General features: G+C 64.3%; 21 protein-coding genes and 1 tRNA gene. 10 read left to right on the top strand and 12 right to left on the bottom strand.

All coding sequences use genetic code 11. From position 1 onward, the window contains the following. Window positions 1–59: 59 nt before the first annotated feature. Complete coding sequence (locus EA473_RS00200) at window positions 60–698, top strand: uracil-DNA glycosylase (protein ID WP_124194057.1); 639 nt, start codon at window positions 60–62, stop codon at window positions 696–698. Between the two features lie 26 nt (window positions 699–724). On the opposite strand, the gene EA473_RS00195 is transcribed toward EA473_RS00200, so the two are convergent. Next, the gene (locus tag EA473_RS00195; RefSeq protein ID WP_124193658.1) at window positions 725–943 is read right to left on the bottom strand and encodes a hypothetical protein; all 219 of its coding nucleotides are present in this window, start codon (window positions 941–943) and stop codon (window positions 725–727) included. Between the two features lie 141 nt (window positions 944–1,084). Here EA473_RS00195 and EA473_RS00190 point away from each other — a divergent pair, with 141 nt between their 5' ends. Together EA473_RS00190 and EA473_RS00185 are read left to right on the top strand one after the other, a co-directional pair. Beyond that, window positions 1,085–1,825 (top strand): hypothetical protein, encoded by a 741-nt coding sequence (locus EA473_RS00190; RefSeq protein ID WP_124193657.1) that lies wholly within the window; start codon window positions 1,085–1,087, stop codon window positions 1,823–1,825. 41 nt (window positions 1,826–1,866) lie between these two features. Beyond that, window positions 1,867–1,950 (top strand) — tRNA-Ser (locus EA473_RS00185). 331 nt (window positions 1,951–2,281) lie between these two features. On the opposite strand, the gene EA473_RS00180 is transcribed toward EA473_RS00185, so the two are convergent. The 3 genes from EA473_RS00180 to EA473_RS00170 all read right to left on the bottom strand — a co-directional run bounded on the left by EA473_RS00180 (window position 2,282) and on the right by EA473_RS00170 (window position 3,724). Then, the gene (locus tag EA473_RS00180; protein ID WP_124193656.1) at window positions 2,282–2,530 is read right to left on the bottom strand and encodes a hypothetical protein; all 249 of its coding nucleotides are present in this window, start codon (window positions 2,528–2,530) and stop codon (window positions 2,282–2,284) included. Window positions 2,531–2,749: 219 nt separating this feature from the next. Then, a complete protein-coding gene (locus EA473_RS00175) occupies window positions 2,750–3,244 on the bottom strand; it encodes a hypothetical protein (RefSeq protein WP_124193655.1) in 495 nt (164 codons plus the stop codon). A gap of 123 nt (window positions 3,245–3,367) precedes the next feature. Further along, the gene (locus EA473_RS00170) at window positions 3,368–3,724 is read right to left on the bottom strand and encodes a hypothetical protein (RefSeq protein WP_124193654.1); all 357 of its coding nucleotides are present in this window, start codon (window positions 3,722–3,724) and stop codon (window positions 3,368–3,370) included. A gap of 163 nt (window positions 3,725–3,887) precedes the next feature. Here EA473_RS00170 and EA473_RS00165 point away from each other — a divergent pair, with 163 nt between their 5' ends. From EA473_RS00165 to EA473_RS00155, 3 genes are read left to right on the top strand one after another with little or no spacing between them, the layout of a single operon-like run. Then, window positions 3,888–5,315: an NAD(P)H-hydrate dehydratase gene (locus tag EA473_RS00165; RefSeq protein WP_207890129.1), complete on the top strand. Its 1,428-nt coding sequence runs from the start codon at window positions 3,888–3,890 to the stop codon at window positions 5,313–5,315. Then, window positions 5,308–5,838: a cyclic pyranopterin monophosphate synthase MoaC gene (moaC, locus tag EA473_RS00160; protein WP_124193653.1), complete on the top strand. Its 531-nt coding sequence runs from the start codon at window positions 5,308–5,310 to the stop codon at window positions 5,836–5,838. The genes EA473_RS00165 and moaC overlap by 8 nt, the downstream gene beginning before the upstream one ends. 31 nt (window positions 5,839–5,869) lie before the next feature. Next, window positions 5,870–6,904: an NAD(P)H-dependent flavin oxidoreductase gene (locus EA473_RS00155; protein WP_124193652.1), complete on the top strand. Its 1,035-nt coding sequence runs from the start codon at window positions 5,870–5,872 to the stop codon at window positions 6,902–6,904. 63 nt (window positions 6,905–6,967) lie between these two features. On the opposite strand, the gene EA473_RS00150 is transcribed toward EA473_RS00155, so the two are convergent. The 5 genes from EA473_RS00150 to EA473_RS00130 form a co-directional block, all read right to left on the bottom strand. Continuing rightward, window positions 6,968–7,711 (bottom strand): beta-ketoacyl-ACP reductase, encoded by a 744-nt coding sequence (locus EA473_RS00150; RefSeq protein ID WP_124193651.1) that lies wholly within the window; start codon window positions 7,709–7,711, stop codon window positions 6,968–6,970. 226 nt (window positions 7,712–7,937) lie between these two features. Beyond that, window positions 7,938–9,407, bottom strand: a complete 1,470-nt coding sequence (phaC, locus tag EA473_RS00145; protein WP_124193650.1) for a class III poly(R)-hydroxyalkanoic acid synthase subunit PhaC — start codon at window positions 9,405–9,407, stop codon at window positions 7,938–7,940. Continuing rightward, window positions 9,404–9,949: a poly(R)-hydroxyalkanoic acid synthase subunit PhaE gene (locus tag EA473_RS00140; protein ID WP_124193649.1), complete on the bottom strand. Its 546-nt coding sequence runs from the start codon at window positions 9,947–9,949 to the stop codon at window positions 9,404–9,406. Before EA473_RS00140 ends, phaC begins: the two co-directional genes overlap by 4 nt. Before the next feature lie 50 nt (window positions 9,950–9,999). Next, a complete protein-coding gene (locus tag EA473_RS00135; protein ID WP_124193648.1) occupies window positions 10,000–10,485 on the bottom strand; it encodes a hypothetical protein in 486 nt (161 codons plus the stop codon). Further along, window positions 10,482–10,802, bottom strand: coding sequence for an AbrB/MazE/SpoVT family DNA-binding domain-containing protein (locus tag EA473_RS00130; protein ID WP_124193647.1), 321 nt, complete (start codon window positions 10,800–10,802; stop codon window positions 10,482–10,484). Before EA473_RS00130 ends, EA473_RS00135 begins: the two co-directional genes overlap by 4 nt. Window positions 10,803–11,183: 381 nt before the next feature. On the opposite strand from EA473_RS00130, the gene EA473_RS00125 reads away from it, so the two are divergent. The 3 genes from EA473_RS00125 (at window position 11,184) to cdd (ending at window position 13,934) form a co-directional block, all read left to right on the top strand. Then, window positions 11,184–11,840 (top strand): MaoC family dehydratase, encoded by a 657-nt coding sequence (locus tag EA473_RS00125; RefSeq protein WP_124193646.1) that lies wholly within the window; start codon window positions 11,184–11,186, stop codon window positions 11,838–11,840. A 152-nt stretch (window positions 11,841–11,992) separates the two neighbouring features. Further along, window positions 11,993–13,372, top strand: a complete 1,380-nt coding sequence (locus tag EA473_RS00120) for a phosphomannomutase (protein ID WP_124193645.1) — start codon at window positions 11,993–11,995, stop codon at window positions 13,370–13,372. A gap of 160 nt (window positions 13,373–13,532) precedes the next feature. Further along, window positions 13,533–13,934, top strand: a complete 402-nt coding sequence (gene cdd, locus EA473_RS00115) for a cytidine deaminase (protein ID WP_124193644.1) — start codon at window positions 13,533–13,535, stop codon at window positions 13,932–13,934. Window positions 13,935–13,999: 65 nt separating this feature from the next. Here the strand turns inward: cdd and EA473_RS00110 are convergent, their stop codons facing one another. Further along, entirely contained in the window at window positions 14,000–14,437 is a 438-nt protein-coding gene (locus EA473_RS00110; protein WP_124193643.1) for a DUF488 family protein, N3 subclade, read from the bottom strand. Window positions 14,438–14,496: 59 nt separating this feature from the next. On the opposite strand from EA473_RS00110, the gene EA473_RS00105 reads away from it, so the two are divergent. Continuing rightward, window positions 14,497–15,321 carry a nucleoside phosphorylase gene (locus tag EA473_RS00105; RefSeq protein ID WP_124193642.1) on the top strand — a complete coding sequence of 275 codons (825 nt, stop codon included), beginning with the start codon at window positions 14,497–14,499 and terminating at the stop codon, window positions 15,319–15,321. 115 nt (window positions 15,322–15,436) lie between these two features. Here the strand turns inward: EA473_RS00105 and EA473_RS00100 are convergent, their stop codons facing one another. Together EA473_RS00100 and dacZ are read right to left on the bottom strand one after the other, a co-directional pair. Beyond that, window positions 15,437–16,201, bottom strand: coding sequence for a mechanosensitive ion channel domain-containing protein (locus EA473_RS00100; RefSeq protein ID WP_124193641.1), 765 nt, complete (start codon window positions 16,199–16,201; stop codon window positions 15,437–15,439). A 1-nt stretch (window position 16,202) separates the two neighbouring features. Beyond that, window positions 16,203–17,015, bottom strand: a complete 813-nt coding sequence (dacZ, locus tag EA473_RS00095; RefSeq protein ID WP_124193640.1) for a diadenylate cyclase DacZ — start codon at window positions 17,013–17,015, stop codon at window positions 16,203–16,205. Window positions 17,016–17,149 lie beyond the last annotated feature (134 nt).

The following is a 17,149-nucleotide window of genomic DNA, read 5'->3' as shown; positions in this document are numbered from 1 at the left end:
GCCGCCGGCAAACGGCGGGTGTGGACGCGAATCAGCGAACTCGAGCGAACCCGTTCAACATGGACGAGGAGTGTCGGAACTGTCCCGCGCTCTGTGAGACGCGCACCCAGGTCGTCCACGGCTACGGCGACGTCGGCGCGGACTTCCTGTTCGTCGGCGAGCGCCCGTCCAAAGGGGCGGACGAGGTCGGCGTACCGCTCGTCACCGGCGAAGCGAGCGGCGGAACCGACGACGCAGACGGCGGCGAACGGGCGGGAGCAGCCGCCGGACTCCGGCGCGTACTCGAGCGGCTGGCGCTTTGTGATGCGAGGTCGCCGGTCGACCGGCCGAAACTCGAGAACGTCTACCTCACGAACCTCACGCGCTGTCGCGACCCCGAGCGGCCGCCGACGGACGAGGAGATAGACACCTGCGAGCCGTACCTCAACGCGGAGATCAGGATGATCAACCCCGAGGTGTTGATTCCCGTCGGTGAGCGGGCGCTCGCCGAAATCGGCACGGAGTACACCACGACGTCGTCGTCGGATCTCTCGTTTCCGGACGTTCACGCGACGACGATCCGCGGTCGCGGGTTCGCGCTCGTCCCGATGCTCGAGCCACACGAACAGACCGACGAACAGACCCAGGCGTGGGTCGAACACTTCGCGGAACTGATGGCCTCGGACTATCGCCAGACGAAGGGACGTCGACAGCGGTAGCTCGAAGCCCGACGAACGGCCTCAGCTTACCAGTATGGGTTCTCTCGCCAGCGTTTCGACCGAGCGCCGAGTATGATCAGCGCGGCGACGACGATCGCCGCCACCGCGAGCGTTCCGACCGACGGAGCGAGCAGGTCTCCGGCCGACTCGAGGAGATAGCTCGAGGCGAAGCCGTAGAGCCCGACGATCACGACTCCGGCGACCACGATCACGCCGAGCAACCCGGTGAGTCTCCGATCGTTCATACGGTCGTAAACGACTGCGTCCGGTATATTCGTTGCCGTCTCCGATCGTCTCCCAGTAGCGGATTCGAGCGCTGATCATCACCGGAGCCAGGTGTCGCGGACAAACGCCGCGTTCAAGGATCACGACAGCGAGTATCGAGTATGATAGTCGTCGTTCCAGTCGATCCGCCAGGGGTTGGACTCGCGTCGTCGTCGCTCGTCGAAACGACGCCGGTGACCGAAGCGGACGCGGCTCTCCTCTCCGAGGCTGCCGCGATTGACGTCCTGCGCGCCGCCGCCGCGAGCGGGGGAGACCTGCTCGTCAACTACCGTGACGATGAGACGCTCCCCGCGGAGACAGTCGGGGCCGATCCCGAGGGCGAAATTCGTTCGATCGCCGACGTGGCTCTCGAGTCAGTCGAAAACGTGCGATTCGAGCGACAAGTCGGCTCGAGTCGGTCGGCGCGGATCGGTAACACCGTCACGCACCTGCTCGAACGCGAGTCCGCGGGAACGGTCGGCGTCCTCGAGCCGACGGTTCCGCTGGTGGGTCGGTCGGATATCGACGGCGCGGCGATGGCCCTTCGCCGCCACGACGTCGTCCTCGGGCCGTCTTCGGGCGGCCGGATTTCCTTTGCCGGCTTCGCCGAACCGGTCGACTTCGAAGACGCGTACGCGCCACCCGAACTGTCGACGCTCGCCGACCGGACGGGAGCGGCAGGCCTGGACCTCGGCTTCGCGCCGTTTCTCCCGACCGTGGCGGCGGAGTCGGGGCTGTGTGCGACCATCGCGACGCTCGAGGTCCGCGACGTCGCGGGCCGTCCGGGCGGAGAGGCGACCGCGGCGGCCGTCGAAGAGATCGGTTTGCGGGTCGGATCGGACGGACGACTCGAGCGCGAGTAGACCGATAACCCTTTTTGAACGCGTCGGGAAGAGTGGGGTGAGGTGGGGTGGCAGAGCGGCCTAACGCGCCTGCCTTGAGAGCAGGTGGCTGTCAAGCCTCATGGGTTCAAATCCCATCCCCACCGCTTCTGCGAGGAACGGACGTGACGAGCGAAGCGGTTACGATGGGGTTTGAACTAGACCGAGGTTCTGCGCGCAGCGCAGGTTCTCGGGCGTAGTTCAAATCCCATCCGCACAGTCCGAATCTACCGGTTAGCCTCGAGTACCACGACAACGATCATCTCGAGTGCTACGACGACTGACCATCTCAAGCGAGGAAAGATCGCCTCGAGTGCCACGATAACCGATCGCCTCGAGCGCCACGGCAACGAGCGGGAACGACACTCAAACGGGGGAGTAGGGAAACGATGGCGGCGAAACTGACGGAAAATCCGATCACTTCGACGGGCGTTCCGGTTACTCGATGGCTTCGATGAATTCGTCCACCGTCTCCGTGAGTTCCGTCGTTCGGGTCCCGTCTTCTTCCGTGGCGAAGCGCACGATGATCGTGCTATTGTCGTTCGTGTTGTGGGCCTTGTCGACTCGATCGACGCCCTTCCATATTCCCGTGACCTCGACCTGACCGTATCTGGTGTGATCGTACGTTTCCCCTCGTTCGATCGCCAGATCGGATTGAGACCCAAATATCGAATACGACTTCTCCATACGGATTCGGCGACAACGCCTTCGTTTTTATGTCTGTTGGCCGAAAAGGAACACTCCAATCGAGTATACCGAGAGAGATTACCGTCGAAGTTCATCGGTTTCCGACGACGAACCGGGAGGGGACGCCGAAAGCTGGACCTCAGGTCGCCGGTGGGTGACGATAATCCCCTGATCTGTCTCTCGAGCCGTTTTCGACGACCGACCGACAACCACTCCGTCTCACTCGAGATCTACGTACGCTGTGAGCCACGGCGGCACCTCGGTGTAGCGCCACTCGGCCCACTCGGCCTTTTCCCCGGCGTAGTAGGCGCGGTACGCGCCGATGGGGTCGTCCGGTCGCCTGTATTCCTCGGGCATCGCCTGAGGCCGGGGCGTCGGCTCGTCGCTCGGAAACGCGATTTCGTCGGGTTCGATCCGCTCGATCACCTGCCAGCTGGCGTGATCGTCGTCCTTGTCGTAGCGGTCGACGAACTCCTCGTTGAGCGCCGCGGCGTGCTCGCGCAACCGACGCCAGTTCGCGCTCGAGGCGGTCGCCCAGCGCGTCACGGGGTGGTCGACGTGGGTCGGCTGATAGAGAAAGTCTGCCTCGTAACCGTTCTGGCGGGCTGCCGTACACAGCACTTGCGCGGCCTCGAGCAACAGCTTGTTGACGTGCTGATCGCAGTGATACCGGGCGGCGAGACGGGGGTCCTCGTCGAGCCAGAAGACGTTCACGACGGAACGTGGGGCCGGACGGACGAGAGTGTATCGCTCGGCTGTGAATCGGTCGTGGCGGTCACTGGACGGTTGCAGACCGCGGGTGTCCGATCGCAGTTGTCTGACGGAGTACCGGACGTCCTACCGTTCGGCGGCGCTGGCCCGGTATCCGGCGGCGAACTCGTACCCCGTGACCGCGAGCAAGAGCGCGGCGACGAGACCGGCGATGATCAGTCGCTCGGACGAGGTTGCAGCGGGAAATCCGAGCATCGCGATCACGAGCGCGAGGACGGCGGCGATTCGGACGCGCTGGCGGCCGGGAACGTCGTCGTCGGTGGCAGCGAGATACAACTGCGGGAGGACGATACCGATTCCGGCCAGTATCACGAACGCCAGCACCGAACTCTCCGCGCCGATTCCCGTGAGTCCGATCACGGTGACGACGAGCCAGACGAGCAACAGAGAACCGATGAGGACGCGGTTTTCGCGGGAGACCATGTCGAACAAAGCTTCGCGCTCTATTCAAGTAATTGTTACGTTCGGCGAGCGATCCCGTTTCGCTCGACGACCGACTGCCGCCTCCGTGGTGTGGTCGACTCGAGTCGACCAAACCGCGACGGACTCCCACACGCTTAACGCGTCGGCCGGCAAACGATCCGGCATGATTACCGGCGAACGGATGGCCGCCGTCGACGAGAACGCGGCGGCGCTGGGGGTACCGAGAAAGCAGTTGATGGAGTCGAGCGGGCACGCGGTCGCCCGCGCGGTCCGGGACGTCGCCGAACCGGGCTCGAGCGTGACACTCGTCGCCGGTCGCGGGAACAACGGGGGGGACGCGTTCGTCGCCGTCCGCTTTCTCGAGGCCTACGAGACGACGACGCTGTTGCTCGGACGGGCCGAAACGATCGGGACCGAAATCGCCCGCGAGAACTGGGAGGCACTCGAGCGAGCCGACTACGACGTCCGCGAGGTGGCCGACTCCAGGACGTTCGAACTGCCCGAGGCCGACGTGATCGTCGACGCGATACTCGGAACCGGGATCAGCGGCGACCTCCGGGAACCCGCGGCGACCGCCGCACGGGCGATCGACGACGCCGACGCAACCGTCGTCGCGGTCGACGTTCCCTCGGGGTTCGACGCCGACGATGGCGACCACGCCGACAACGGCGTCGAGGCGGATCGCGTGGTCACGTTCCACGATACGAAGCCCGGCCTCGAGGAACTGGACGCCGACGTGACCGTCGCGGATATCGGAATTCCGGCCGCCGCAGAGCGATTCGTCGGCCCCGGCGACGTCGACCTCGCCCGACCGATCGATCGGGAGGGACGACCGTACGTGATCGGCGGCGGTCCCTACACCGGTGCGCCGGCGCTCGCCGCCCAGTCCGCGCTCCGTGCGGGCGCAGAACTGACGTTCGTCGCCGCTCCCGAGACCGTCACGGGCGAGATTCAGGGCTACAGCGAGGACCTCATCGTCCAGCCCTACGGGAGCGAGGTGTTAACGCCGGAACACGTCGACGACCTCGTCGACACCGCAGAACAGTACGACAACGTCGTCGTGCTCGGTCCAGGCCTTGGAACCGCCGAGGAAACGCTCGAGGCCGTTCGACAGTTCCTCGAGTCCTACACCGGACGCGCGGTCGTCGACGCGGACGCGCTGGTGGTCGTCCCCGACGTCGACACCGACGCGACGCTCGTCTGCACGCCAAACCGAACCGAACTCGAGCGGATGGGCGGCCCCGAAGCCGACTCGCTGCCCGACGTCGCCGCCGAGATCGAGTCCCTCGCGGCGGAGCTCGATCATGTCGTCCTCGCGAAGGGTGCCGACGACGTCGTCACCGACGGCGACCGCACGCATGTCAGCCGGTCCGGGACGGTCGGGATGAAAGTCGGCGGCACCGGTGATACCCTTGCGGGTATCGTCGCGGCGCTGATGGAAGGGGCCGAACCGCTCGACGCCGCCGCGGCGGCCGCCCACGTCAACGGCCTCGCTGGCGAACGGCTCGCCGAAAACGGCGGCCACGGCTATCTCGCTACCGATCTGCTCGAGGAGATTCCCGCGGTTCTGTGGGGTGAAAGGGATGACTGACGACCCCTCCCCGGCCGAGGGATCGAACCCGGACCCCCGAACCGACGCCGCCGAGGATCTCACGCACACCACCGACGAGGGTGACGTGCAGATGGTCGACGTCGGCGACAAGCCGGACAGCGAGCGCCGGGCGGTCGCGATCGGCGAGATTCACCTCCGACCCGCGACGATCGAAGCGATCCGGGCGGACGAGGTCGGCAAGGGCGACGTGCTCGCGACCGCCCGGATCGGTGCGATTCAGGCGGTCAAACACACGTGGGAGACGGTTCCGATGTGCCACCAGATCCCGATCACCAACGTCGACACCGAGTTCGATCTCGGGGAGGATCGAATCGAACTCGCAGTCGCCGTCGAGACGACCGGAAAGACCGGCTGCGAGATGGAAGCCCTCGAGGGCGTCACGACGGGGCTAAACGTCGTCTGGGATATGGTCAAAGCGGTCGAGAAAGACGACGACGGCCAGTATCCCGACACCGGAATCGAGAACGTCCGCGTCCGCGACAAGGAGAAACGTCGAAAGTGAAATACCGTAATCCGAACGGTCGTGCCGTGACATGACGATTCGCACGTCACTCTGTGATACCGTCGGTATCGAGTACCCGATCGTACAGGCACCGATCGGGAGCGCGACGAATCCCGAACTCGCCGCGGCCGTCTCGAACGCCGGCGGGCTCGGTCATCTCGCGATCACCTGGCGCGACCGCGAGGAGACGGCGAAACTGGTCCGGGACACGCGCGAACGGACCGACGACCCGTTCGCGGTCAACCTCGTGCTCGACGACGCGACTACGTCCGTCGATACTTGCGACCACCTCGAGGCGATCCTCTCGGCCGGACCGGACGTCGTCACCTTCTCGTTCGGCGACGCCGCACCCTACGTGGATCGGGTTCACGAGGCGGACGCGCTTGCGTTCCAGACGGTCGGCAGCGCCGCGGCCGCTCGCGAATCGGTCGACAGTGGTGTCGACGTCGTCGTCACCCAGGGACTCGAGGCCGGCGGCCACGTCCAGAGCGAGGTGGCGACGACTGCGCTCGTCCCTCGCGTCGCGGACGCCGTCGGTGACGAAGTGCCGGTCGTGGCTGCGGGCGGCATCGCGGACGGCCGGGGAATCGCGGCCGCCCTCGCCCTCGGGGCGGACGGTGCCTGGCTCGGCACGCGTTTCGTCGCCACGACGCAGGCGCACGTCCACGAGACGTACCGGGATCGAGTCCTCGAGAGCGACGAGACCGACACCCGGTACACCACGCTGTACGAGAAGGGCTGGCCGGGCATGCCCCACCGGGTGCTGGAAAACGACACGCTCGAGCGGTGGGAAGACGCCGGGCGTCCGTCGCCGGGCAATCGTCCCGGCGAGAACGACGTCGTCGCGACGACCGAATCGGGTACGCCGATCGAGCGCTACGACGAGGCGCTGGCCACACCGGACGTCGACGGGGAGATCGCGGAGATGGCGCTGTACGCGGGCCAAAGCGCCGGCGTAGTCGAAGCGTGTCGGCCCGCCGAAGACGTTCTCGAGGCGCTCGTCACCGAACTCCGCGAGGCAGCTTGGGATCTCGAAAGCCGGATCGGGTCGGACTCGAAGGCGTGACCGGTTGGATGTGTGTGGACGTCGGGATTCGTGTGAACGGTGGGAGTGTCTCTGGTCGTCGGACTACAGGTCCATACCGCCGTTGACGTCGATCACTTCGCCGGTGACGTACGACGATTCCTCGCTTGCGAGGAACCTGACGACTGCGGCGATGTCTTCGACTTCGGCGAGGCGCTCGAGGGGGATACCCGCGACGATCCGCTCGAGGACGTGGTCGGGGACGCTTTCGACCATATCTGTGCGGGTGAACCCCGGCGCGACGCAGTTTGCGGTCGAACCGCCCTGGGCGAACTCGAGTGCGATCGTCCGTGTAAATCCGAACATGCCGCTTTTGGCCGCCGCGTAGTTCGCCTGCCCGAAGTTTCCCTGTTTACCGACGACGCTCGAGATGTTGATCAACCGTCCCTCGTCGGCGTTCCAGATGTCGTCGTAGAACTCCTGTGTGCAGTTGAACATCCCGCCGAGGTTGACGTCCATCACCCAATCCCACTCCTCGCGGGTCATCTCGACGAACTGGTCGTCGGCGGTGATGCCGGCATTGTTCACGAGGACGTCGGCCGGGCCGAACGCTTCGTGACAGCGCTCGCGCATGTGTTCGACCTCGTCACGGTTTGCAACGTCTGCTTCAGCGGCGATCGCGTTCCCTCCCGACGTTTCGATCGCGTCGACCGCTTCCCGTGCCGCCTCTTCCGAAGACCGATAGTTGATTACGACGTTTGCCCCCTCTTCTCCGAGGTATTCGGCGATTCCTCGTCCGATGCCGCGGGCGGATCCGGTGATGACGCAGGTGCGTCCGTCCATGGACATACCCGATCGTTCGGCCTCCGCCAGTAAATAATGACCTGTGAAATGACACTACATTCGACGGAAACCATCTCGAACCGTAACTGGTGCATCGAGGACCGCCTTCGCTCCGGTACACAGCGAGAGTAATCCGTACCAGTCGGTCCGCTACACGTCTCCGTTCTTGTGGATCGAGGGCCAGAACCCTGACTCGAGGAGACCGACTCGAGTGACGAGCCCGAAGATCGATCTATCGCGTTTCTGCCTGTTCGATCCAGCGTTCGATGCGAGTCGGCGAGATACTCGTCTCGGCGGCGAGTTCTGCGGTGTCGGCCGTTGCGAGCTGGTCGAACGTGTCGATTCCGGCTGCGTTGAGCTGATCGGCGTACGCCCGCCCGACGCCGCTCAGTTCGGTCAGGTCGTCGGTTTGGGCTTCGATCGCCGACTCAGACGTGGCGTCTTCGGCGATGGCTTCCTCGTCGGATCGGTCCTCGGCGACGACTTCCTCGTCGGATCGATCTTCGGCGAGAGCGGCGTCTTCGTCTTCGGGTTCTGGCGTCTCGGGTCCGGCTTCGACGTCCGCGTCTCGCGGCTCCGCCGCTCGACTATCCGTGGCGCGTCGCGCCTCGTTTTTCCCGTTCGAGCGCTCCTCGAACCACTCACAGACGTTAGGCCAGAGTTCTGCGTGGCTCCGCGAGGAGACGGACATCCCGATGTGGCCCGTCGGGAACTCCATGATCTCGGTGTCCTCGGAGGGGATTACCTCGTTGAACGGTTTCGAGGCCCCCGGCGGAATGAGGTGGTCGTACTCCGCGACGATCTGGAGGACTGGCATGTCGACGTTCGCGAGGTCGACGTGTTCGCCGTTCAGGTACAGTTCGTTCTCGTACAGCTTGTTCTCCTGGTAGACGTCGCTGATGAACTGTTCGTAGGCGTTGCCCGCGACGTCGATTCCCTCGTCGAGCCACCGTTCCATCCGGGCGAAGTTCTCGACGAACTCCTCGTCGTCGACGTTGTCGTAGAACCGGACGTACTTCGTCACGTTGTTCGCGACCGGATCCATCAGCGCGAAGCCGACGTCCAGAAACTCGGCGGGGACGTTGTCGAACGTCTCGGTCACCGTCTCGGGGTCGTAATACTCTTCGGCACCCCAGAGTTCGAGGACGCCGCCGTCGCCCGCAAAGCACAGCCCCGAGGCCATCAACGCGAGGTTTCTGACTTTCTCGGGGAACAGGGCGGCGTACATCGCCGACATCGTCCCGCCCATACAGTAGCCGAGGACGTTGATCTCGTCCTGACCGGAACGCTCGCGGACGACGTCGGCGCAGTTGTCGATGTAGCGGGTGACGTAGTCCTCGAGCCCGAGCTTCCGGTCGAGTTTCGAGGGCTCGCCCCAGTCGATCAGGTAGACGTCGAATCCGGCCTCGAGCAGGGTCTGGACGACCGAGCGGTCGGGCTGGAGGTCGAGGATGTACGGTTTGTTGATGAGCGCGTAGACGACGAGGATCGGAACGTCGTGTTGGTCTTCCGTCAACGGCTCGTAGTGGAGCAGTTCGAGTTTGTTCTCCTCGTAGACGACCTCGCTCGGCGTCGCGCCGACCTCGACGTTCTCGATCGTTTCGGTTCGCTCGGGAGCGATTCGTGCCTTCTCGGCCAGATTGGCGGTTTCCTCCCAGGCCTGGCGCTGGATGTCCAGGACGGTTGCGTACGGGTTTCTCATTCTTCGAGGTGGTCGAGGACGCGGTCGAGCTTTCGTTCGAGCGAGTGTTGCCGACGCTCGAGTTCGACGAGGCGGTCGCCGACCTCGAGGACGTCCGATTCGGTCGCGAAGCCGAGGGTGCGCAGGGTCTCTTCGGACGCTTCGTCGGCCTGCTGTTGTAACTCGAGAACGTCGCCGACGGTTTCGCCGGTCATTCTGGCGAAGGCCGTCGTCGACATGACGTCTTTGAACGCCTCGTTGGCCGTGTTGAGCCAGATGTCACGGAACTCCTCGAGTTCGACGTCCTCTCCCTCGAGCGTGTCGTTCATCCGGTCGACCATCTGCTTCGAGGCGTCCATCCAGGTTTCGTACGCGCGGGCGTACCCCTCGACGCCGTCGGAAACGTCGTCTTCCTCGCTCATCTCGCCGACGGTTTCCGACCAGCTCTCGACGAACTGAGCCTGTGCTTCGACGTTGTCCTCGAGGGCATCGAGAAACTGTTCGTTCCACTGTTCGACGAACGCGTTCCAGTTTTGCGCCTGTGGCTGCTCTGAATCTGCCATTTGTGTAAAATGTGGGTCTCTCTGTGAAAAGTCTGCGCCTGCTCGACCGTCTACGCCGAGACGTCGAACTCGTCGGTTGCGGCTTCGACGTTCTCAGCGGCCGCTGTCACGTTCGCCTCGACCTGTTCGTGGGCCTCGAGGAAGCTATCGAACGACGAGTCGGCGACTTCGGCGTAGGTCGCTGCGAACTCCTCGTAGGCGACTTCCGACTCCTCGAGCGCCTCGAGGGTGGCGTCGAGGGACTGTCTCTGTGCGTCGGTCGCGGAATCGACGCTCTCGTCGACGAACTCGCGGAGTTCGCCGAAGTCGGCAGCCTCTTCGGGCAACGCCGACTCGAGGGCGTCGAAGGAGGCGTGGGCGGCCCCCTTCGCGAGTTCGGCGTTGGATTCGGCGAGCGAACCGGAAGCCTCGAGGGCGTCGGCGAACGCTCGGATCGATGCCTGCTGGGCCTCGAGGGCGTCGTGGGTGAGGTTCTGTGACTGTTCGACGGCGGTACGCTGTGCGTTGAAGACGGCGGTGAAAGCGTTCTGGGTCATGATTGTTCGTCTCGGTTGCGTTTGACGGGGACGACGATCGTCTGGACGATATCTCCCTCTTCGATGTCGAGGGCTTCCCGTTCGGGGCCGGGAATGCTAACCCGTCCGCCGCTCTGGACGCGAGCCTTGAACGTCGCCGTTCCCATGTTCATCGGGCCGAACGCGGACGCGTTCTCGAGCGGATTCGACGAACTCGCCTGCATCAACTGTTTCATCATCTCCGTCTGGGATTCGGCGACCTGTTCGCCTGCCTCCTGCATCTGTTCGGTGAACATCGCAGGCGGGAACCAGAGCGATCGGTCGGAATCGTCCGTCATCACACGACTCGATGCCCCCCGTCGCAATAAGTCTTCCCACTAGATGGCGTCAAATACCATCTTATACCATCTCATACCAGACGGGCCGTTAATTACCCCACTCATCTCCATTGTGTGCATGGTCGCTCACGCAGCTCCATCGTTGCATGATCGCCCACGACTCCCCATCGTTGCATGAACGGATCGAAACGGCCGAACGAAGATATCGGTCTCCCAGGTCGGGGGACGCAGTAGCGAACGGCGGAACGCAGTAGGAAACGGTTACCGGCGGGACCGCCGGTAGTCGTCGATCGTGCTCACAGCAACTCGTCTTCGAAGGTGGTGTTTCCGGCGATTCGAGGGGCCAAAGAGTGATAATGTCCCCTTCCCTATTTTCCGTAGATGTCACACCAGGACACTGGGGGGAACAATTTCGCTGCCATGACGAACGCGTGGACAGCGATGACGCAGAGCTTCGTACAGAGTGCGACTGCCGCGAACCGGGCAGCCGTCTCCGCGATGTTTCCCGTGAACACGGCGTCGAACGGGGACTCGGACCCTGCAAACGGGGATTCGGTATCCGCATCGATTCCGTCTATCGCTCACTCCGATCTCGACTGGACGTTCGAACGTACCGTCGACGATCCCTCGAGTATCGGCGTCGGTGATACCGTCACGTTCGAGAAGACCCTCTCGGCGGACGACGTCCGTGCGTTCGCCCAGATCAGCGGCGATACGAACCGACTCCACCTCGACGAGGAATTTGCAGCCGACACCAGATTCGGCGAACGGATCGCCCACGGGACGCTCGTCTCCGGACTCATCAGCGCCGCCCTCGCACGACTTCCCGGGCTCACGATCTATCTCTCACAGGACCTCGAGTTCAGCGCCCCCGTCGGAATCGACGACAGAGTGTCCGCGCGCGTAGAAGTCGTCGAATCCCTCGGAAACGACCAGTACCGCCTCGAGACGGTGATTCGCAACGAGGACGACGACGTGACGGTGATCGACGGGGAAGCCGTCGTCCTGATCGACGACCTCCCGGAGTCGAGTAGCTAGCGGCCTGCAGAAGACGAGTAGTTGACGGCCTGCAGAAGACGAGGCGTCGGTGCCCCACGGTTTTCGAACACGAATTCACGTCGCGTTAGGCCAGCCGTTTCCGGATCCTCGAGCCAACGGTATATAAGTACTTCCTCGCGAAACGACAGCATATGACGCTGTTCGGAACTGCGGGAATCCGCGGGCCGGTCGAGGACGTTACCCCATCGCTCGCCCTCGCCGTCGGCCAGGCTGTGGGTGACCCCGCCGAAACGGTCGTCGTCGGCCGCGACGGACGCGAGACCGGGAGCGCGCTCGCTGCGGCGATGGAAGCCGGCCTCGAGAGCGCCGGTTCGGACGTCTATCGGGTGGGGGTGATTCCGACTCCGGCGCTCGCGTTCGCATCGCGGGATCGACGCGGCGTGATGATCACCGCGAGTCACAACCCGCCAACGGACAACGGTATCAAACTCTTCGCGGACGGCGTCGAGTACGACCGCGACGCCGAGCGAGCGATCGAAGCCGACGTCGACTCGACCGATACCGGGACTGCCCAGTGGGACGAGTGGGGGACGACCAGCCGACTCGACGTCCTTCAGGAGTACCGCGACGCCGTCACCGCTTTCCTCCGGACCCAGTTCGACGGCGGGAACCGGGGATCTGACCCCCTCTCGGGGCTGTCCGTCGCCGTCGACTGCGGGAACGGCGTCGGCGCGCTCGCGACACCGCAGGTGGTAGAACGGCTGGGAGCCGACGTCGTCGCCGTACACGCGACCGTCGACGGCCACTTTAGCGCCCGCCCGAGCAAACCCACGCCGGAGACCCTCTCGGAGTTCGCCGCGTTCCTCGAGTCGGGGTCGTTCGACCTCGGGCTCGCCCACGACGGCGACGCGGACCGACTCGTCGCCCTCGGCCCGGACGGCGACGTGATCCACGAAGACACCGTGCTCGCGCTCGTCGCGGCCCACTACACGGCCGAAAGCGACGTCGCCGACCCGGTCGTCGTCACGACGCCGAACGCCTCCGCGCGAATCGACGAGCGGGTCCGCGAGGCCGGTGGCCGGGTCGAGCGAGTTCGTCTGGGTGCCCTGCACGAGGGGATCGCCCGCGAACGCCGCCGCGGAGACGAGGAGACGGCGATCGTCTTCGCCGCCGAACCGTGGAAGCACATCCACACCGCGTTCGGCGGCTGGATCGATGGCGTGACGAGTGCCGCCGTCGTCGCCGCGCTCGTCGCAGACGCCGGCGACACCGAAACGCTTCGCGATCCCGTCACCGAACGCCCCTACCGGAAGGTCAGCGTCGACTGTCCCGACGACCGGAAGACGGCGGCGATGGCGTCCCTGGAGACCGCGCTGCCCGATGCCTTTCCCGGTGCGACGGTCGACACCGAATACGGGATCCGCCTCGAGTTTTCCGACGCCTCGTGGGTTCTCGTCCGCCCGAGCGGCACCGAACCGTACGTCCGGATCTACGCGGAAAGCGACGACGTCGACGAACTGGTCGGAGACGCGAGCGCGGTCGTCGAATCGGCTATCGGCGACGCCGCGTAGAGTCGTCTACTCGCCGACCACGGCGTAGCCCGCACGCTCGGTCGATGCTTATACTACCGGCTGTAAGTCTTTCAAGATTCTCGCCGCTCCGGGGTGGCGAGAATCTTGACACAGTTACAGCCGGCAGTATTACTTGCGCTCGCCCGTGACAGTTGGGCGTATGTCCGATTATACCGACCTGCTCGAGGCCGCCCGAGAGATCCAGTCGGCCGCTCACGTTCCCTACTCCGAGTACCGCGTCGGCGCAGCGCTCGAGACCGAAGACGGCGAGGTGTTCGTCGGTTGCAACCTCGAGAACGCCAACTTCAGCAACAGCCTCCACGCCGAGGAGGTCGCAATCGCCGAGGCGGTCAAAAACGGCCACCGGGACTTTACTCGCATCGCCGTCAGTTCGAGCAGGCGCGACGGCGTCACGCCCTGTGGAATGTGTCGACAGACCCTCTCCGAGTTCTGCGACGGCGACCTCGAGGTGATCTGTGACGGCGGCGAGGGCGAGGAGCCAGACGTCTACACCCTCGGCGAACTGCTCCCCGATACGATCACGCAAGAGACGCTCGAGTAAACGGGTGGGCTTTCGCCTCGATACCGCTGTAATCCGCATCAGACACACAGACACCACAGTCCGGCTCACCCTCGAAGGCGTTGCTCGAGGACCTCCCGGAGGATCGTCCGGTGACAGCGTTTCTTCTCGGTGTTTTCGTAACAGACGAGCGCGATCGCCTCGTCGTTCTCGAGTCGTTGTGCGAGCGCCGAAAGCGCCGCCTGGGCATCGCTCGAGCGCTCGAGGTGCTCCCGGTAGCCCTCGCCGAATCCGACCTGCTCCCATGCGGCGTTGTGCGCTCCCTCGGCACAGAGACCGCGCATCTTCAACTCTTCCTCGGCGTCGCGAACCGACTCGAGGAGGTCCCTCGGCGGCCCGAGTTCGGGGTAATTCTCGTCGACGGCCGCGTGAAACCACGACGTCGGTGTGCGGACGACGCCGACGAGCGTCGCTGCCGCCGGAACGTCGGCGAGATCGTGCTGGAGGGCGGCGACGTAGGTGTCGGCGAGTTGGCCCCGGCCCATACGCCACCTATGACCGTCCCGCATTTATATACGGCGTCGTGACGAATCCCGTTTATCACATGCCAGCCGACAGCGAAGACCCCCACACCGACGTGCAGTATCACCTCGAGGTCGGGCCCGACGACGTCGCCGAAACCGTCCTCCTGCCGGGCAACCCCGAGCGCCTCGAGAAGATCGTGCCCCACTGGGACGACCACGAGATCGTCGCCCACCACCGCGAGTACCGGACGGCGACGGGAACGGTCGACGGGACGCCAATCTCGGTCACGTCGACCGGAATCGGGAGTCCCTCGGCAGCGATCGCGGTCGAGGAACTCGCCCGCGTGGACTGTGAGACGTTCATCCGGGTCGGTTCCTGTGGGGCACTTCAGCCCGAAATGTCCGTCGGCGACCTCGTGATCACGACCGGTGCAGTGCGCCAGGAGGGAACGAGCGACGAGTACGTCCGCGAGGACTATCCAGCGATCGCGGACCACGAAGTCGTCTCCGCGCTCGTGGCCGCCGCCGAACGGCTCGGCTACGGCTACCACACCGGCATCACGATGAGCGCCGACTCCTTTTATGCCGGACAGGGACGCGAGGGATACGACGGCTACCGGGCCGCAGGCTCCGAAGACCTCGTCGACCAGCTCGTCGAGGCCAACGTCGCGAACATCGAGATGGAGGCGAGCGCGATCTGTACGCTCGCGAACCTCTACGGCCTCCGCGCGGGAGCGGTCTGTACCGTCTACGCGGACCGCGACGGCGGCGAGTTCCGAACCGAGGGCGAGTCCCGGGCCGCCGAAACGGCGACGCTCGCGACCCACCTGCTCGCACGGATGGACGAGGTCAAACGCGAGGCCGGCGTCGATAGCTGGCACGCCGGGCTCTCGCTCGAGAAGTAATCGCTGGCCTTTCACTCGAGGAGTAGGCAGTCGCTCTTTCTCGAGAAGTAGTCGTCAGGCTCTCGCTCGAGGGGTTACAGCGGTGGCCCTTCGAAACTCGTCCCGAACCGTCCGATCAATCTCGCACGCGGACGATCTCGTCGTCGAACACCCGTCGGTTCAACACGATGTATTCCTCGGAGTCGTCCTCGATTTTCGTGACGAAGAGGTCGACTTCCTGGACGATTCCCGCCTGGTTGCCGATCCGAATTCGGTCGCCGATGCCGTAGGGCTGATTGAGCAACAGGTAGATTCCCGCTGCACCCGAGACGAGAAAGTCCTTGAATGTGATCGCACCGACGACGACGACCCCGGCCGCGTACACCGCAAGCAGGATCAAAAGCGGAAGCACGTAGACGTTGATCTGCCCCAGGGCGACGAGAAAGGCGACGTAGAGGACGGAGTACTTGACGAGTTTCGGGATCACCGACACCTCCGGGACTTTCACGCCGCGGAGATACTCGCTCACCATCAGCTCGGATTTGTCCGCGACGATAAAGCCGAGAATGAGGACGAGGACCGCGATAAACGCCTGCGGAATGAATTCGACGACCCGGAACCAGAAGGCGTCGGTATCGAGCAACTGGGCGATGTGAATCGCGGTCAACACCGCGATGCCGTAGATGAACCACGAACTCAGCCGCGCGACGATATCGACCGTCGACGTCCCGATCGACTGGGCAGTCCGCTCGAACGGCGTTCCCTCGACGGTCTCGGGGACGCCCGACGCGGTCAGTAACTCCTTGTTGAGCTGCCCGACCAGATAGCCGACGACGAGCCCAAGCGCCAACACCGCGGCTGCGATCACCGCCGGTTCGTCGATGAGCGTCTGCCAGTCCATATCAGTACGCCTCCGGATCGACCTCGAGAATGAGCTCGCCGGCTTTGAACGCGCGGACGAGCCCATCGCTTTCGGAGAGGACGACCGCGATGGCGTTCGTATCCCGGGTGATCGCACCGCCGGCCATGTGCCGCGCGCCCAGCCCTTTCGGGATGTCTACCCCTTCCGCCGAGGGCTCGAGATACCGGTAGGCTGAGACGAGCTTCCCCGCATCGGAGATGACGAACGCGCCGTCGAGTCGCGAGAACTCCTTTAACATCACGTTGACGATCGGATCGCCGACGTGGACGTGGGATTTCTCGAACGGGTTGTACGAGAGCGGTCGAGACTTGTTCATTACCTTTCCGGCGTCCCCGACGATGAACAGCGCGCCGACCGGCTTTCCCTTCTGTCCTTTCTTGCCGAGTTCGATCGCGAGTTCGACCACCGCCTTGATCACTTCCGGCTCCGCTCGGGATTTCGCAAACAGATCGTAGACTCCCGTGTGGTCGTCGGCACTGGCACGAACGCGAGAGACGGTGTCGATCTCGTCGTCGAACACGCTCGTCGCACAGACGAGTTCGTCGCCGCCCTCGATTACGCCCTGTTCGAGCCCGCCCTCGAGCCCGAAGCTGATCCGCTCGGCGACGTCGTCGAACTCGAGTGGGAGTTCGACGAAGACGTCCGCACCGAGATCGTTTTCCGTTCCAACGACGATCACGTCGACGTCCTCGACTGCCGAAAACCGCTCGTAGTACGACCCACTCGGTCCGAAGAGCAAGACGGCATCGACACTCGAGTAGAGATCCGCGAACACGTCGTCTAACCCGTCCATTGGTCATATAAGCCGTGCCCGCTCGAATAAGCGTTTTGGACCGTCTGACGTTCGTCTGTCGATTCTCTCACCCTACTGACCGTTCAATTATCCAGTCGGTTCTGGATTTATTTTCAGGCGGGCGTTATCGGCCG

Source organism: Natrarchaeobius chitinivorans (assembly GCF_003841505.1).
Lineage (GTDB): Archaea > Halobacteriota > Halobacteria > Halobacteriales > Natrialbaceae > Natrarchaeobius > Natrarchaeobius chitinivorans.
This window is presented reverse-complemented; position numbering and strand designations above follow the sequence as displayed.

Bases quoted from the DNA above. Each gene is read 5' to 3' on its own strand.
- EA473_RS00200 (WP_124194057.1), top strand. From the start codon at position 60: ATGGACGAGGAGTGTCGGAACTGTCCCGCGCTCTGTGAGACGCGCACC.
- EA473_RS00195 (WP_124193658.1), bottom strand. From the start codon at position 943: ATGAACGATCGGAGACTCACCGGGTTGCTCGGCGTGATCGTGGTCGCC.
- EA473_RS00190 (WP_124193657.1), top strand. From the start codon at position 1,085: ATGATAGTCGTCGTTCCAGTCGATCCGCCAGGGGTTGGACTCGCGTCG.
- EA473_RS00180 (WP_124193656.1), bottom strand. From the start codon at position 2,530: ATGGAGAAGTCGTATTCGATATTTGGGTCTCAATCCGATCTGGCGATC.
- EA473_RS00170 (WP_124193654.1), bottom strand. From the start codon at position 3,724: ATGGTCTCCCGCGAAAACCGCGTCCTCATCGGTTCTCTGTTGCTCGTC.
- EA473_RS00165 (WP_207890129.1), top strand. From the start codon at position 3,888: ATGATTACCGGCGAACGGATGGCCGCCGTCGACGAGAACGCGGCGGCG.
- moaC (WP_124193653.1), top strand. From the start codon at position 5,308: ATGACTGACGACCCCTCCCCGGCCGAGGGATCGAACCCGGACCCCCGA.
- EA473_RS00155 (WP_124193652.1), top strand. From the start codon at position 5,870: ATGACGATTCGCACGTCACTCTGTGATACCGTCGGTATCGAGTACCCG.
- EA473_RS00150 (WP_124193651.1), bottom strand. From the start codon at position 7,711: ATGTCCATGGACGGACGCACCTGCGTCATCACCGGATCCGCCCGCGGC.
- phaC (WP_124193650.1), bottom strand. From the start codon at position 9,407: ATGAGAAACCCGTACGCAACCGTCCTGGACATCCAGCGCCAGGCCTGG.
- EA473_RS00140 (WP_124193649.1), bottom strand. From the start codon at position 9,949: ATGGCAGATTCAGAGCAGCCACAGGCGCAAAACTGGAACGCGTTCGTC.
- EA473_RS00135 (WP_124193648.1), bottom strand. From the start codon at position 10,485: ATGACCCAGAACGCTTTCACCGCCGTCTTCAACGCACAGCGTACCGCC.
- EA473_RS00130 (WP_124193647.1), bottom strand. From the start codon at position 10,802: ATGACGGACGATTCCGACCGATCGCTCTGGTTCCCGCCTGCGATGTTC.
- EA473_RS00125 (WP_124193646.1), top strand. From the start codon at position 11,184: ATGTCACACCAGGACACTGGGGGGAACAATTTCGCTGCCATGACGAAC.
- EA473_RS00120 (WP_124193645.1), top strand. From the start codon at position 11,993: ATGACGCTGTTCGGAACTGCGGGAATCCGCGGGCCGGTCGAGGACGTT.
- cdd (WP_124193644.1), top strand. From the start codon at position 13,533: ATGTCCGATTATACCGACCTGCTCGAGGCCGCCCGAGAGATCCAGTCG.
- EA473_RS00110 (WP_124193643.1), bottom strand. From the start codon at position 14,437: ATGGGCCGGGGCCAACTCGCCGACACCTACGTCGCCGCCCTCCAGCAC.
- EA473_RS00105 (WP_124193642.1), top strand. From the start codon at position 14,497: ATGCCAGCCGACAGCGAAGACCCCCACACCGACGTGCAGTATCACCTC.
- EA473_RS00100 (WP_124193641.1), bottom strand. From the start codon at position 16,201: ATGGACTGGCAGACGCTCATCGACGAACCGGCGGTGATCGCAGCCGCG.
- dacZ (WP_124193640.1), bottom strand. From the start codon at position 17,015: ATGGACGGGTTAGACGACGTGTTCGCGGATCTCTACTCGAGTGTCGAT.